The 12,255-nt window shown below is 67.1% G+C and carries 14 protein-coding genes, 2 tRNA genes and 1 riboswitch; of the genes, 8 read left to right on the forward strand and 8 right to left on the reverse strand.

From position 1 onward, the window contains the following. Positions 1-33: 33 nt before the first annotated feature. Complete coding sequence (gene dps / locus AC3WLC_RS28025) at positions 34-513, reverse strand: DNA starvation/stationary phase protection protein Dps (RefSeq protein ID WP_493687180.1); 480 nt, start codon at positions 511-513, stop codon at positions 34-36. 130 nt (positions 514-643) lie between these two features. On the opposite strand from dps, the gene AC3WLC_RS28030 reads away from it, so the two are divergent. Together AC3WLC_RS28030 and AC3WLC_RS28035 are read left to right on the forward strand one after the other, a co-directional pair. Beyond that, positions 644-1,129: a pyridoxamine 5'-phosphate oxidase family protein gene (locus AC3WLC_RS28030; RefSeq protein ID WP_493687181.1), complete on the forward strand. Its 486-nt coding sequence runs from the start codon at positions 644-646 to the stop codon at positions 1,127-1,129. 10 nt (positions 1,130-1,139) lie between these two features. Continuing rightward, positions 1,140-1,355, forward strand: a complete 216-nt coding sequence (locus AC3WLC_RS28035; RefSeq protein WP_493687182.1) for a hypothetical protein — start codon at positions 1,140-1,142, stop codon at positions 1,353-1,355. Positions 1,356-1,361: 6 nt separating this feature from the next. Here AC3WLC_RS28035 and AC3WLC_RS28040 read toward each other — a convergent pair whose 3' ends face one another. From AC3WLC_RS28040 to AC3WLC_RS28060, 5 genes are all read right to left on the reverse strand, one after another. After that, positions 1,362-1,961, reverse strand: a complete 600-nt coding sequence (locus AC3WLC_RS28040) for a PopZ family protein (protein ID WP_493687183.1) — start codon at positions 1,959-1,961, stop codon at positions 1,362-1,364. A gap of 168 nt (positions 1,962-2,129) precedes the next feature. Next, positions 2,130-3,548: a TolC family outer membrane protein gene (locus tag AC3WLC_RS28045; protein ID WP_493687184.1), complete on the reverse strand. Its 1,419-nt coding sequence runs from the start codon at positions 3,546-3,548 to the stop codon at positions 2,130-2,132. 219 nt (positions 3,549-3,767) lie between these two features. Further along, positions 3,768-4,409: a protein-L-isoaspartate O-methyltransferase family protein gene (locus AC3WLC_RS28050; protein ID WP_493687185.1), complete on the reverse strand. Its 642-nt coding sequence runs from the start codon at positions 4,407-4,409 to the stop codon at positions 3,768-3,770. A gap of 130 nt (positions 4,410-4,539) precedes the next feature. Further along, complete coding sequence (locus tag AC3WLC_RS28055) at positions 4,540-5,664, reverse strand: helix-turn-helix transcriptional regulator (protein WP_493687186.1); 1,125 nt, start codon at positions 5,662-5,664, stop codon at positions 4,540-4,542. 183 nt (positions 5,665-5,847) lie between these two features. Continuing rightward, positions 5,848-6,948: a hypothetical protein gene (locus AC3WLC_RS28060; protein WP_493687187.1), complete on the reverse strand. Its 1,101-nt coding sequence runs from the start codon at positions 6,946-6,948 to the stop codon at positions 5,848-5,850. Positions 6,949-7,264: 316 nt separating this feature from the next. Between AC3WLC_RS28060 and AC3WLC_RS28065 the strand changes: the two genes are divergently transcribed. Beyond that, a complete protein-coding gene (locus tag AC3WLC_RS28065) occupies positions 7,265-7,576 on the forward strand; it encodes a hypothetical protein (RefSeq protein ID WP_493687188.1) in 312 nt (103 codons plus the stop codon). 126 nt (positions 7,577-7,702) lie between these two features. After that, positions 7,703-8,194 (forward strand): hypothetical protein, encoded by a 492-nt coding sequence (locus AC3WLC_RS28070; protein ID WP_493687189.1) that lies wholly within the window; start codon positions 7,703-7,705, stop codon positions 8,192-8,194. A gap of 105 nt (positions 8,195-8,299) precedes the next feature. Here the strand turns inward: AC3WLC_RS28070 and AC3WLC_RS28075 are convergent. Then, positions 8,300-8,373 (reverse strand) — tRNA-Cys (locus AC3WLC_RS28075). Between the two features lie 191 nt (positions 8,374-8,564). Between AC3WLC_RS28075 and AC3WLC_RS28080 the strand changes: the two genes are divergently transcribed. Together AC3WLC_RS28080 and AC3WLC_RS28085 are read left to right on the forward strand one after the other, a co-directional pair. Then, positions 8,565-8,639, forward strand: a tRNA-Asn gene (locus AC3WLC_RS28080). A gap of 90 nt (positions 8,640-8,729) precedes the next feature. Then, complete coding sequence (locus tag AC3WLC_RS28085; protein WP_493687190.1) at positions 8,730-9,131, forward strand: VanZ family protein; 402 nt, start codon at positions 8,730-8,732, stop codon at positions 9,129-9,131. A gap of 33 nt (positions 9,132-9,164) precedes the next feature. Here AC3WLC_RS28085 and AC3WLC_RS28090 read toward each other — a convergent pair whose 3' ends face one another. Then, the gene (locus AC3WLC_RS28090) at positions 9,165-9,794 is read right to left on the reverse strand and encodes a glutathione S-transferase family protein (protein ID WP_493687191.1); all 630 of its coding nucleotides are present in this window, start codon (positions 9,792-9,794) and stop codon (positions 9,165-9,167) included. A 187-nt stretch (positions 9,795-9,981) separates the two neighbouring features. Between AC3WLC_RS28090 and AC3WLC_RS28095 the strand changes: the two genes are divergently transcribed. After that, the gene (locus AC3WLC_RS28095; protein ID WP_493687192.1) at positions 9,982-11,148 is read left to right on the forward strand and encodes a hypothetical protein; all 1,167 of its coding nucleotides are present in this window, start codon (positions 9,982-9,984) and stop codon (positions 11,146-11,148) included. A gap of 58 nt (positions 11,149-11,206) precedes the next feature. Further along, positions 11,207-11,851 (forward strand): TenA family protein, encoded by a 645-nt coding sequence (locus AC3WLC_RS28100; protein ID WP_493687193.1) that lies wholly within the window; start codon positions 11,207-11,209, stop codon positions 11,849-11,851. 226 nt (positions 11,852-12,077) lie between these two features. Continuing rightward, positions 12,078-12,174: riboswitch (TPP riboswitch) on the forward strand. The last annotated feature ends 81 nt before the right edge of the window (positions 12,175-12,255 follow it).

The following is a 12,255-nucleotide window of genomic DNA, read 5'->3' on the forward strand; positions in this document are numbered from 1 at the left end:
AACGATTTCGATGCATGGCGGCCCTGTCGACGTTCAGGCGGCGCTCGATTGCAGGAACCACAGGGCCTTGTCGAGACTTTGCGAGTAGGCGGTCAGCAGGTCGGCAGTGCCGGCGTCCCCCGCCTCGTCGGTCTTGTCGATGGCATCGCGCACGCTGTTCGCCGCGCCGGCGTAGCGCTCGATCAGCGCGTCGAGATGGTCTTTCACGGCAATGATGTCGGTCGGATAGGGCTTGAGGCTGCTGCCGGACGCGACCGTCTGGGTCGTGCCGAGCGCCGTGCCGCCCAATTGGGCCACGCGCTCGGCGACGGTGTCGACATGCTCGTCGAGATCCTTGCGAAAGCCGTCGAGCATCAGATGCACGCCGATGAAGCCAGGGCCCTTCAGGTTCCAGTGCGCCTGCTTGGTGGCGAGCGCCAGATCGATCCCGTCCTGCAGGCGCTCGTTGAGAATGGCGATCACTTCGTTCTTGGCGTTCGACGGCATGTCGATCCGCGAGGCGGGCTTCTTCATGGGGACACTCCAGGCCAGGCGCACGTGCATTGGCGCCGTATGACCTTTCGAACGCGTCGCCCGCCCAAGCGTTCCGCGGGAACAGTACGGGCCGACGCCAGTTGGAACAAGACCGCATCAGGAGGCCGCAATGACCAGGAAGACCGACCAGGACCGAGTCTGGGAGCTGATCGAGGAGATCGGCCTGTGCATGCTCGTCAGCCATGACGAAGGCGGTGACGTCTTGCGCGCCCGCCCGATGAGCGCCCATCCCCGCCGCGACGAGGATGCGATCTATTTCCTCACCGATCTGCGTTCCCACAAGGATGACGAGATCGAGATCAACGAGAATGTCTGCCTCTGCTTCGGCGACAACGGCTCGTACAAATATGTCTCGGTCACCGGCACGGCGAACCTGCTCGACGATCGGGGGCGCGTCGCCGAACTCTGGTCGCCTGCGGCCCGCGCTTTCTGGGAAAGCAAGGACGATCCGAATATCCGCATCCTGAAGGTGCGTCCCAGTCTGGCCGAGTTCTGGGACAGTCCTGGCAAGATCGTGACGAGCGTGAAGATGGTGGCCGCAGCGGTCACCGGTTCGCGGCCCGACCTCGGCAGCAACCGCAAAGTCCTGCTCTGAGGAGGGCGCGATGAGATTTCTCGTTCATCTCGTCGGCGCCTGGGTCGCCTCGGAAGCGGCGTCGGGCCGCTATCCCCGGCCGCTGTCGCTCGGAATGCAGCTGCTGGTCTCGCGCCTCGGCCCGCAGACTGCGCTGATGGCGCTCGCAGGCTACGCGATCCAGAGCCTCAATGAAGGCGGGGCCTTCGGGCCGCCCCGGACACAGCGCCGCCGGCGGCGGCGTTGAAAACGCTCAGCGTCGCCCGCCGCGGGCGACGCGCTCGATTTCGGCCCGGACCAGCCGCTCGACCATCGCCGGCAGGTTGTCGTCGAGCCAGGTCTTGAGCATCGGCTTGAGCATCTCCTTGACGAGATCCTCCAGCGTGCGCGCATTGTTGCTGAGCACGGTGTTTGCGAGCGCGCCGAAGGCGTTCTGCACGGCGGCGCCGGTCTGGTCCGAGATCAGCGCCGTCATGTCCATCGGCGGTGCTGGCTGCGGCTGGATCGGCGGCGGCACGAAGGCCTGGGGCTGAGGCGGCTCTGGCCGGGGTTCAGGCTCGGGCTCCGGCGCCGCGGCCTGCGGCTCGGCAAACTCGACATCGTCAGCCGGGGCGGCCGCGACGGGTGCGGGCGGCTCCTCGACGATGCGCTCGGCCTCGGCGCCGAGGTCGAGCACGTCGTCCTCGATCAGTTCCGGCTCTGGTTCCGGCTCAGGCAGAGGCGCCAGCGCAACCGGCTCGGGAGCGGCCTCCTCCGGCGGCGCAGCAGGCTTCTCGTCATCGGCGATGATCCGCCGGATGGAGGCGAGAATTTCCTCCATCGAAGGTTCATTGGCCTTGGGCTGCGCGCTCATGCTGATTCCGGTCACTCGACGCAAGAGACGCCTAAGGAATCAGTGCGCCCCGCTGCATGAGTATTTCACCGGGAAAGCGGCAGGCAAGGCAACTGGAGGCCGGCCCACAGGAGAAATCCCGAGTGTTGCGCCGGCGCTGCGCCGCGCCGGCTCAGACGAGCATGAAGCTCAGCGCCCGTCCGGCGTCTGCGTGCCCCAGAGCAGGCCCTTGACCTGATCGTAATGCTTGCGCGAGTCGTAACGCTCGGCCTTGAGCTTCAGCGTATCGGCCGAAAGCTTCCCGACCGCCGAAAGGACGGCATAGGAGGCGACGACACGGTCGCGCTGCGCTGTCACCAGCGACGAGCGGGCGCTGACCAGTTCCTGCTGAGCGTTCAGCACGTCGAGCGTGGTGCGCTGACCGACCTTGGCCTCTTCGCGCACACCGGCGAGCGCAGTCTCGGCGGCCTGGACCTGTGCCTGCGCGGAAACGATCTGCGCCTTGGCGGCGTCATGCGCGCCCCAGGCCGAAACGACCGCGGCGCGGACCGTGTCGCGCGAGGTGTCGACCTCGATCCGGCGCTGCCCGGCAGTCTCCTTGGCCTGGCGGGTGCGCGAATAGACCTGCCCGCCCTCATAGATCGGGATGGTCAGGGTCGCGACCGCGCTGGCCGAGGTGCGATTGTCGCCGAAGAACTGGGAGTCGTAGCGTTGCTGCACGAGGCCGCGCACGCCGATCGTGGGGCCGAGATCAGCCTCGGTGACCTTGACCTGCAGTTCCGCCGCATCGACGCCATGCAGCGCCGCGATGATGGCGGGGTGGCCCTGCAGCGCCACGTTGAGCGCGGCCGGCAGTGACTTCGGCAGCAGGTTCTCGACCGGCCGGCCGGGAGCGAGCTGCTTGGGCTCGACGCCGACATTCTGGCGGAAGCGCGCGATCGAGGTCTTGAGATTGGATTCCGCCAGGATCTCCTGCGACTGCGCCGAGGACAGGCGCGCCTCGGCCTGGGCGACGTCGGTGCGCGTCACCTCGCCGACCTGGAAGCGGTCCTTGGTCTGGCGCAGCTGCTCTTCCAGCACCTCGACGTTGTTGCGGTTGAGGTTGAGGATCGCCGTGTCGCGCAGCACGTTCATATAGGACGTCGCCGCGTCGAGCAGCACGTTCTGCTCGGTGTTGAGCAAGGTCGAGCGCGCCGCCAGCACCTGGGATTCGGCCTGGCTGACGGAGCTGCGGGTCTTGCCGCTATCGAAGATGTTCTGGTCGACCTGCAGCCCGCCACCGCGCGGATTGAGGCGCGAGACGCTGCGGTTGTGCGCCGAGCCGGTGCCCTGCGCGTTGAACGGGGTGTCGCTCTCGGTGATGCTGGCGCCGATATCGGCCGAGGCGGTGATGCGCGGGCGGTAGCCGGAGAGCGCCTGCGGCACGTTCTCATTGGTGGCGCGCACCAAGGCGCGCTGTGCGTTCAGCGTTGGATTGCCCGAATAGGCGCGCCCCAGCGCCGCTTCCATCGTCTGCGCCAGCGCCGGCGAGCCGGTGACGGCTCCCAGCATGCCGGCCAGCAGCAGGCGGCTCGCGGTCTTCTTCAAGGTCGGTCGCGTTAGGATCACTGGACGCCTCTTGTGCGGACTCTAGTCACGCCCAGGCATCGCCCCAGCCTCGGCACTCGATTTAAAATCATAAGCTTTGCAGCTCCCCTCGCCAATGATGCGAGACGAACCGGCCGCTTTTCAATTCGCAACTGCCGCAAAAATGCGACACTCCCGTCGGGATTAGTACCGACGGGCTAGCCCTTCTGGGGAAAACCGACCCGACGGCCGGCCTTGCCCTCACAGCGCGAACACCTCCGCCTTGCGGAATTCGCGCAGCACGGGCGCCGCTGCATCGAAAACCGGCCGGCCGGAGAGCGATTCGCCCGCCTTGCGGTGGAGCACCACGCGCGCCGCGCGCCCCACCCCCTCGACGACGATCAGCCGTCCGCCCTGGCGGACATGACGAAACAGCGGCTCGGGCTGCGTCTCGCAGGCACCGCTGACCAGAACGGCATCGAACTGCCGGTGCTCCGGCAATTTCGCCAGCAATTCGGCGGCGGGCACGCCTGGCTGGGCGAAGGCGGTACGCGCCAGCGCCAGAGCAGCCTCGTCCGGCTCCAGCAGCGTCGTCTTGGCACCCATCGCCGCCATCAGCGCCGCGCCATAGCCCGAGCCACCGCCATATTCGAGGGCTTCTTCGCCCGGCTGCAGATCGAGCACCTGGATCATCCGCGCCGTCACCATCGGAGCCGGCAGCGCCCGGCCGGTGCCCGGTAGCGGCTCCTGGCGGTCGAGATAGGCCAGATGCGAAAGCTCGCCCGGCAGGAAGGCTTCGCGCGGCACCGTGTCGGCCGCGGCGAGCACGGCCCGATCGGTCACGTCATAGGTGCGCAACTGGCAATCGACCATCATGCGCCGCAGATCGGCGAAGCTGCTCATGCTCAAATCTCCGAAGGAAGACGCCCGGACGGGCGCCTCGACCCTGCCCGCGGGTTTTGGGCGAGGCGGCGGCAAAAGGCAAGCCGTCGCGGCAGTGCATCATCGGCGCCCACCCCGGCCGGGCGCCGCCCTATCGCCGGCGCAGCGGCAGCTCCGCCGCGCGCAGCAGGGCCGCGACCTGGCTCTGCTGCCGCGTCCCGGTCTTCCAGAAGATCCGGGCGAGATGGGTGCGCGCCGTCGTCATCCTGATGCCCTGCTGCCGCGCCAGCTCGGTCAGGGACAGGCCGGAGGCCAGCCCCAGCGCCAATCCCGCTTCGGCCTCGGTCAGGTCGAACATCTGCCTTGCGGCAGCGAGCCCCCCGCCAGCGGGTTCAAGCGGGCGCGCCACGATCATCACATCGTTCATCCGCCCGGGCAGGGCGTAGGCTACCGACAGCGGCGTGACGCAGAGCGAGACGTCACGTCCCTCCCCGCTGCGCGCCCTGAGCAGCATCTGCCCCCGCGCGCCGGCGAGATCGCTCGCCTTGGCGACCAGGTCCTTCAGCCCGCCTTGCTCGGATGTCGCACGAGCCCACAGCCTGCCGCCCCGCAAGCCGAGCGGGCCCGCCGGATTGGCCAGCAGCTCATCGCCAGCCGCATTCGCATAGGCGAACTGCATGGCGCGATCGACGATGATGACGGCGAGCGAGAGCTCATCGAGCGCCCGCCGCGCCATCTCGCGCTCGATGCTGACGCCGCCGAGCTGGTGATGCAGCAGCGTGACGCGCCGCATCACCCCCGCCACCCGCTCGAACAGCGCAAATTCGGACGCGTCGAACATCTCCTGGCGGCGGCCGCGCTGGATGTCGAACATCCAGAAGGAGCCGTCGACATCGAGCACGCGGCTCGCCATCCCGCCATACATGTCCTGCGGCGCCATCCATTCGCGCCAGAGGCGGCTGTCGCGGAAGTCCTCGCCGAACAGGATCTGGTCCCGGTAGGCCGAGCCGATCGGCACCGCGGCCACCCGCGCGGCGAAACGTGCGGCGTCCGGCATCAGCTCGCGATAGAGGAACGCATTGAGGTCCGGGTCGGACGCATTGGTGATCGCATCGTCGGGATGCGAATCCGGGCCGAAATACCCAAGGCAGATCTTGGAACCGTCGAAGAGACGGCGGACCTGCTCGATCGCCCCGGACATCTGGCGGAAATCGAGCGCCGCATCCAGCAGTCCGTCGACGGCGTCGGTGACCACGTCGAGATTCGCCCGCGCCATCTCAGTCCTCGGCCAGCCATGCGCTCTGCCAGCGCGGCCTGACCTTCCCCCTCGGCCCGGCATCGTCCGCTACGGCACCGGCCGCGGAACGCGGGCCGGAGAATCAGGCTAACCTCATGATCCGGCGGCGCAAAGCCAAAAATCTTCCCTAAGGTTACGCAATACGACCTCGCCGTCCTTCGCTCACGCCGGCCGCCGGCGCGCCTTCAGCACCTCGTCGGCTTCCAGCAGGGTCTCGAAGGCGTAGACGAACTTGTCGTCGATCGTGTCGCCGTACCAGACCTCCGGCACGATGGTGCGGAAGCGGGTCTCGAGCAGGTCGGCCAGCGCCTGCGTATCCTTCATCCACTCCAGCATGTCGGCATAGAGGTTGACATTGCTCGGCGCCGGAAAGCGGGCGAGCAGGTCCTCGAAGCCCTGCTTGACCAAGGCTGGATCGCAGAGCGTGTCCTCGATCTCATGCTCGCCAACCTCGGTATTGGCCGCCTGGATCAGGGCGTAGAAGCCGTAGCCGAAGCGGTCCTTGGTCAGTTCGGCGGCGCGCCGGGCGAAGACTTCGAGGTCATGCTCGTCGCGGCCGAGCCAGCGCGGCATGATCATCCGGGCGAAGGTGCGGCACAGGTCGATATTGTAGCGGTCGAGCGCCCAGGCCGCCTCGAATCGGCGTTGGTAATCACTGAACGAGCCGGTCTCGGCGCTGCGCCGGAAATCGCTGGCGCGCCAGGAGAAGTCGCTGGGATCGGGCTGGCTGTCCAGCGCTGCATCCGCCTGCCGCAGGAACTTACGGAACTGGTCGGCCTGATCCATGTTGACGTCGGCGGCGCAGGCGGTGCCGCGCCAGGCATAGGCCGTCACCCTGAGCGCATCGGCATAGGTCGCCGCCGAGAAGGGCGAGGGATCCCTTCGGAAATAGGCGGCGAAGCCATCGAGCAGCGCCTCGTGCCGCGGCCCGGCATCGTCGCTGTCGGGAAGCGCCATGAAATCTTCGAGGAACCAGTCCTTGACCAGCAGGTAGCGTGGCTTGCCGTTCTCGGCGAGGTCGCCCTGCGCCCGCGCAGCCTCGAAGGCCGCGCGATAGGCGGCGAAATCGCGCTCCTGCCAGGCCCGGCGCATCGCGTCGCGCTCGCCATAAAGGCGCGGGATCTCGTCATGCAGGAAGAGCGAGTGCAGATCGTAGTCCCGCAGCAGAATCTGGTAGTTGGTCAGTTCCTCGGCCGGCTCGGGCGTGGCCCGTCCGCCCAGCACCTTGTCGCGCACGCTGCGGACCAGGTCTTTCCACCCCATCTCGTCCCCCGCTCCTGTTCGCGCCCGCGCGGCATTTGGCCGCTCGGCGCGTCATCCGGCCGCCTTGCGGGTGTCAGCGCCGCTTTCGGCCCCTATTTGCTACGCATCGGACCGAAAAGTGGAATCCACTTTTCGGAGGAATCCGATGCGATAACAATACAATAGATCATCGTGGCTGCGTCCGTTCGGACGCGCGATGATCTAGGACAGCCGCGGTTGCGGGCAAGACGCAGCGCGCGAGCACGGTGATCGGCCATATCGGCGAGAACCAGGGCGCGCGCTGCGCGTTTCCATGGGCAGCGACGATCGAGGGGACATGCAGTTTTCATCCGCGAGACAGGAACTCAGGGTCGCGTTCAAGCGGATCGAAGCCGAGCTCCCTCCCCGGCTCGCCAGGGCGATGCGCTGGCTCCGCCACCGCGATTCGCGCCTGATCCGGGTTCCGGCGGGGCTCGCGCTGATGGTCGGCGGCGTGTTCTCGTTCCTGCCGGTACTCGGCGCCTGGATGCTGCCGCTCGGCCTGATGCTGCTGGCGGCCGACGTGCCGCCGCTGCAGCGGCCGATGGCGCGCTTCGCGCACTGGTGCCTGGGATTGCTGGAGCGCTTCAGGCGCCGCCGCTCGGGCTGATCGAGCGCGCAATAGCGCACGCGATTAAGGCTCTTCGGGGCTTGCCGTTGCGTCAGATCAGCGAGGCGCTATTTTGGTGGCGTGCTGCAGGCCATCATCTTGGTTTGGCACGAGAGACCCTTCCAGATGCTCCTCTCCCGCATTGCCGCCGGCGCCCTTGCGCTCGGCCTCTTCGTGGTGCCCGCTTTCGCCAAGAACTTCGCCGTTCCGGCCAAGAATCCCTCGATCACCATCACGTTGCCGAACGACTGGTCGACCGAGGACATCGAATACGGCTTCCAGGCGCGCCCGAAGGACGAGGGTGTCTTCTTCTCGGTGGAATCAGCCGAGGCACGCCAGATCGACAAGATGCTGGCCGACACCAAGACCTGGATGCGCGACAACAAGATCAAGTCCGTCGAGCCGATCAAGGCCGACATGAAGATCAGCGGCATCGATTCGACGGTCTTCCAGTTCCGCACGAGCGATGAGAACGGGCCGACGACCGTCGACCTGATCCTGATGCCGGCCGGCAACGGCCGCGTGATGATGCTGACGGTCTGGGGCAACGATGCGGAGCGCGAAGCCAACGGCAAGGCGCTGGACACGATCTTCGGCAGCATCAAGCCGATCAACTAGCCGGTTGGGGCCGATCTGGGCGGCTGCGGCAGATGTCCTGCCCGGCCGCTCGGATTGCGGCGCCCGGTTCATGGTCGGGATCAGCGCATGACCATGAAAGGAATTTGGAGGCCTCGCCCGGAATCGAACCGGGGTGCAAGGATTTGCAGTCCTCTGCGTAACCACTCCGCCACGAGGCCATCCGGGAGCGCCGCCCGAGGCGTGCTCCACGGCTGGGCCTATAACCACATGCCGCGGCGCGCCGCAACCGAAACTCTCTCGCCAATGTGAATTGACGATGGGGCAGATCGCCTGCCCACGATTTTCTCCGCCTCGATGCCAGCAAAGGGGTTGCGTGTTCCCGGCAGCGTCGCTATACGCCGCCCACCGATCCCGGATAGCTCAGCGGTAGAGCAATCGACTGTTAATCGATTGGTCGCAGGTTCGAATCCTGCTCCGGGAGCCAGCATTTTTCGAGGGCTTGAGCGATGATCGCTTGGGCCCTTTCTGCTTTTCGGGGACGGAAATGGTGCGGCGGCAAGCGCAGAAGGCGGCGATGCGGTTCTTCGGAGACGAGCTTTCGATGCGCCGCTGGGCTGCGCTGGTCGGCTGGGGAGCCGTTGCCCTCGTCGTGTTCGCGACGCTGTCGCCGATCGGCGCCCGTCCGCATCTGGCACATATGGGGCCGCAGCTCGAACGCTTCATCGCCTACCTGGTCGCCGCGGCGGCACTCGCCACCGCCTACCCGGCGCGCAAGGGCGCGATTCTCGCCTGCATCGTCGCCGGCGCCGCCGGGCTCGAGATCGCCCAGCATTTCGAGGCGAGTCGCCATGCCCGCCTCCTCGATGCCGTGGTTAAGATCATGGGTGGTCTGAGCGGCCTTGCCATCGTCGCCCTGTGCGAGCGGCTCTGGCCGAAGCGCATCGCCGCCCCCGTTGCGGCGCGCCATCCGGATTGAGCGCGCTCTGCCAGCGGCCTCCTTTCTGCCCCGCTACGCCGCCGGCTGCACGCTGGCGAAGGCCTCGGCGATTCGCTGCGGCGCCGCCGGGCGGGCGTACATGCGCTCCAGATAGGCGTTGAGCCGCGGGAAACCATCGAGCAGACCCTGCTCGTTCGCCCAGTCCATCAGATAGGCGGTAACGCAATCAGCGGCGCCCATCCTGTCGCCGACGATGAAGTTCCGCCCTGCCATATGGGCCTCCAGCACCGCCGCCATCCGCCGGAACTCCTCGCTGGCGAGCGTGATGTCCTGCGGCAGCCGCTGTTCCTCCGGATAGAGGAAGCTGTGCTTGGTGATGCGCCAGAGCGGCTGTTCGAGTTCGGTCATCGCGAACAGGATCCAGCGATAGGCCTGGGCCCGCTCGTCGAGATCATCCGGCAGCAGGCGCTTCTCGGGAAACTTCTCGGCGAGATAGAGAATGATCGCCGCCGATTCTGGCAGGACGTTGTCGCCGTCCACCAGTACCGGCAGCTTGCCGGCCGGGTTGATCTTGAGGAATTCCGGCGTCTGCGCCTCGCCGCCCAGCAGGTCGACATGGACGTAGTCGAACGGCACGCCGAGCTCCTTGAGTCCCCACAAGGCACGCAGGGTCCGGGTCGGTCCAAATCCGTAGAGCTTCATTACCTTCTCCTATACATACCATATGGTTTGTATTGACGCGCTTCCGGCTGACAATCTGTGTCAGCACTCTCTGCCGCAAGCTGCCGCTGCGCCATGATCGCGCCACCATCGCGCCTAGCTTGACCGGTCCCGAACGGCGCCGCCGCAGTCGATCGCGACGCGCGCCCGTCCCTGGAGAACCGACGCGATGTTCGCCCGTTCCGTATTCGTGACGCCGCTGCTGCTGATTCTCGCCAGCCCTGCCCTCGCCCAGACCGCAGCGACCACTGCTCCGGCCGCACCCGAGGCGAACAAGGCGCCCGATGCCTGCCGCCTGCTGCCGCAGGCCGATCTGGAGGCGCTCTTCCCTGGCCGCCCGATCACCGCCAAGGGCCCGACGCTGAGCCCGATCTATCGCGGCCCGCAATATGCCGAGAGCTGCATGTACTCGGTGAAGCTGCCGAGCCCGACCTCGAAACTCGACCATGCCCGCTTCGCCTCGGTCACGGTGATCCGCTGGGACGGCATCGCCAAGGGCCGAGAGACGCCGGCGCAGGCCTTCGCCTCGATCAAGGGAACGCGCGAGAAGGTCGCGGCCGACCCGAAGATCACGCTCAAGCTCGAACCGCTCAGCAGCATCGGCGACGAGGCCTTCCAGGAGACCAGTTCGTCCAGCGTGGTGGTCCGCGCCCGCAAGGACGACCTGATCTACGCCGTCTCGCTCGATCTCTATTCGGAGCAGACCGCGCCGAACGCACTCGCTCTGGCGAAGCAGGCGGCGGCGCGCTGGCAGGGCGGCACCGGCATGGTCGATACGCCGCAGCAGGTCGCCGCCAACAGCGCCGTGACGGTGCCGGCCGATACCCGCCCCTCGTCCGTCGCCCCGGTCGAGCAGTGGCCGGATGCCTGCGCGCTGCTGACGCCCGAGGAGGTCAAGGCCACCTTCCCCGGCATGACCATCAGCGAGCCGCGCAAGCTGATGGGCAAGATCACCCATGAGAGCCGCGAGAACCGGCAGGAAGCCCTGCCGAACCCGATCGGCTGCCAGTTCGACGCCAAGCGCACCGTCGAGAAGGACGGCAAGCGCATGATCGAGCTCAACCAGATCCAGGTCAGCGTCCGCAATGTCGCGGCCAACGAGGATCTGTCGAAGCGCTGGTTCCAGAGCGCCATCAAGGTCTCCGAAGCCAAGACGCCGGTCGAAGGGCTGGGCGACGAGGCAGCGCTCGACATCATGAACCGCATCCATGTCCGCAAGGGCCTGACCACGGTCGAGGTCCGCGTCTCCGGCGGCGAGCGCGACCAGGCGCTGCACGATCTGGCCAAGGCGCGCGTCGGCGAGCTCGCGAAGATCGTCTCGGCGCGGCTGAAATAGCGTGCGGTCGCGGCGCGGCTGCTGATAGGGAGAGCCCGATCAGCAGAAGGCTATGCCCATGACCACCCGCTTCACCGAGACGCTCCGCCAGGCCAGCCAGCCGGCCTGGTCGCAGTCCGTCGGCCACCGCTTCGTCACGGAGCTGCTCGCCGGCACGGTGTCCGACGCGGTCATGGTCCGCTACCTCGTCCAGGATCACCGCTTCATCGACAGCTTCCTGACCCTGCTCGGCGGCGCTCTCGCCAGCGCCGACAGCTTCGAGGCCCGCATTCGCTTCGGTCGCTTCATCGGCATGGTCAGCGGCGAGGAGAACACCTATTTCCTGCGTTCCTTCGACGCCCTCGGCGTCAGCCAGCAGGAGCGCACCGCGCCGCCCGACACCAAGCCTACCGCCGGTTTCAAGGCGCTGATGCGCGAGGCCGCCGCAACACGCTCCTACGCCGCCGCGCTTTCCGTGCTGGTCGTCGCCGAATGGCTCTATCTCGACTGGGCGCAGCAGGCCTCGCAGCCGCTGCCGGCGAACTTCATCCATGCCGAATGGGTCACCCTGCACGACAATCCCGACTTCCGCGACTTCGTCGGCTTCCTGCGGAGTGAGCTCGATCGCGTCGGGCCGCAAGACGCTGAGACGAGCCGCGACTTCTTCCTGCGCGCCGTGGCGCTGGAGAAAGCGTTTTTCGATTCGGCTTACGTGGAAGCCTGAGAAGGAGCTCACCGTCTTTCCGGGGCAGGCCGATAGGCCTGAGCCCGGAACCCAGAACCGATGTCAGCTCTGGAAGAAGCACGCCGATCGCAGCGCCTGCCTCCTGACCGACATCGGTTCTGGATTCCGGGCCCTTCGCTTCGCGAAGTCCCGGAACAACGGCGCAACACTGCGAAAATCAATGCCCTTCAACGTGACAGCCGCCGGCCGCTCTGTCACAAGGGCGATCGAGAGACGGGGGCGTTCGCCGCGAGGCGAGCTGAGAAGCACCCTTCGAACCTGAACCAGATCATGCTGGCGGAGGGAGTCGCTCGGGGCAGCCTCGCCAGCATTTCCCCGCGCCCGCCTTCCCCCGGAAAGGCGGACCTTGACGACGCAGGACGCGGCAGAGCGGAACCCGGCTG

The sequence above is a fragment of the Allobosea sp. GW821-FHT03A12 genome, from assembly GCF_058986765.1.

Coding starts and splice junctions, on each gene's coding strand:
- dps (WP_493687180.1), bottom strand. CDS start 513: ATGAAGAAGCCCGCCTCGCGGATCGACATGCCGTCGAACGCCAAGAAC.
- AC3WLC_RS28030 (WP_493687181.1), top strand. CDS start 644: ATGACCAGGAAGACCGACCAGGACCGAGTCTGGGAGCTGATCGAGGAG.
- AC3WLC_RS28035 (WP_493687182.1), top strand. CDS start 1,140: ATGAGATTTCTCGTTCATCTCGTCGGCGCCTGGGTCGCCTCGGAAGCG.
- AC3WLC_RS28040 (WP_493687183.1), bottom strand. CDS start 1,961: ATGAGCGCGCAGCCCAAGGCCAATGAACCTTCGATGGAGGAAATTCTC.
- AC3WLC_RS28050 (WP_493687185.1), bottom strand. CDS start 4,409: ATGAGCAGCTTCGCCGATCTGCGGCGCATGATGGTCGATTGCCAGTTG.
- AC3WLC_RS28055 (WP_493687186.1), bottom strand. CDS start 5,664: ATGGCGCGGGCGAATCTCGACGTGGTCACCGACGCCGTCGACGGACTG.
- AC3WLC_RS28060 (WP_493687187.1), bottom strand. CDS start 6,948: ATGGGGTGGAAAGACCTGGTCCGCAGCGTGCGCGACAAGGTGCTGGGC.
- AC3WLC_RS28065 (WP_493687188.1), top strand. CDS start 7,265: ATGCAGTTTTCATCCGCGAGACAGGAACTCAGGGTCGCGTTCAAGCGG.
- AC3WLC_RS28070 (WP_493687189.1), top strand. CDS start 7,703: ATGCTCCTCTCCCGCATTGCCGCCGGCGCCCTTGCGCTCGGCCTCTTC.
- AC3WLC_RS28085 (WP_493687190.1), top strand. CDS start 8,730: ATGCGGTTCTTCGGAGACGAGCTTTCGATGCGCCGCTGGGCTGCGCTG.
- AC3WLC_RS28090 (WP_493687191.1), bottom strand. CDS start 9,794: ATGAAGCTCTACGGATTTGGACCGACCCGGACCCTGCGTGCCTTGTGG.
- AC3WLC_RS28095 (WP_493687192.1), top strand. CDS start 9,982: ATGTTCGCCCGTTCCGTATTCGTGACGCCGCTGCTGCTGATTCTCGCC.
- AC3WLC_RS28100 (WP_493687193.1), top strand. CDS start 11,207: ATGACCACCCGCTTCACCGAGACGCTCCGCCAGGCCAGCCAGCCGGCC.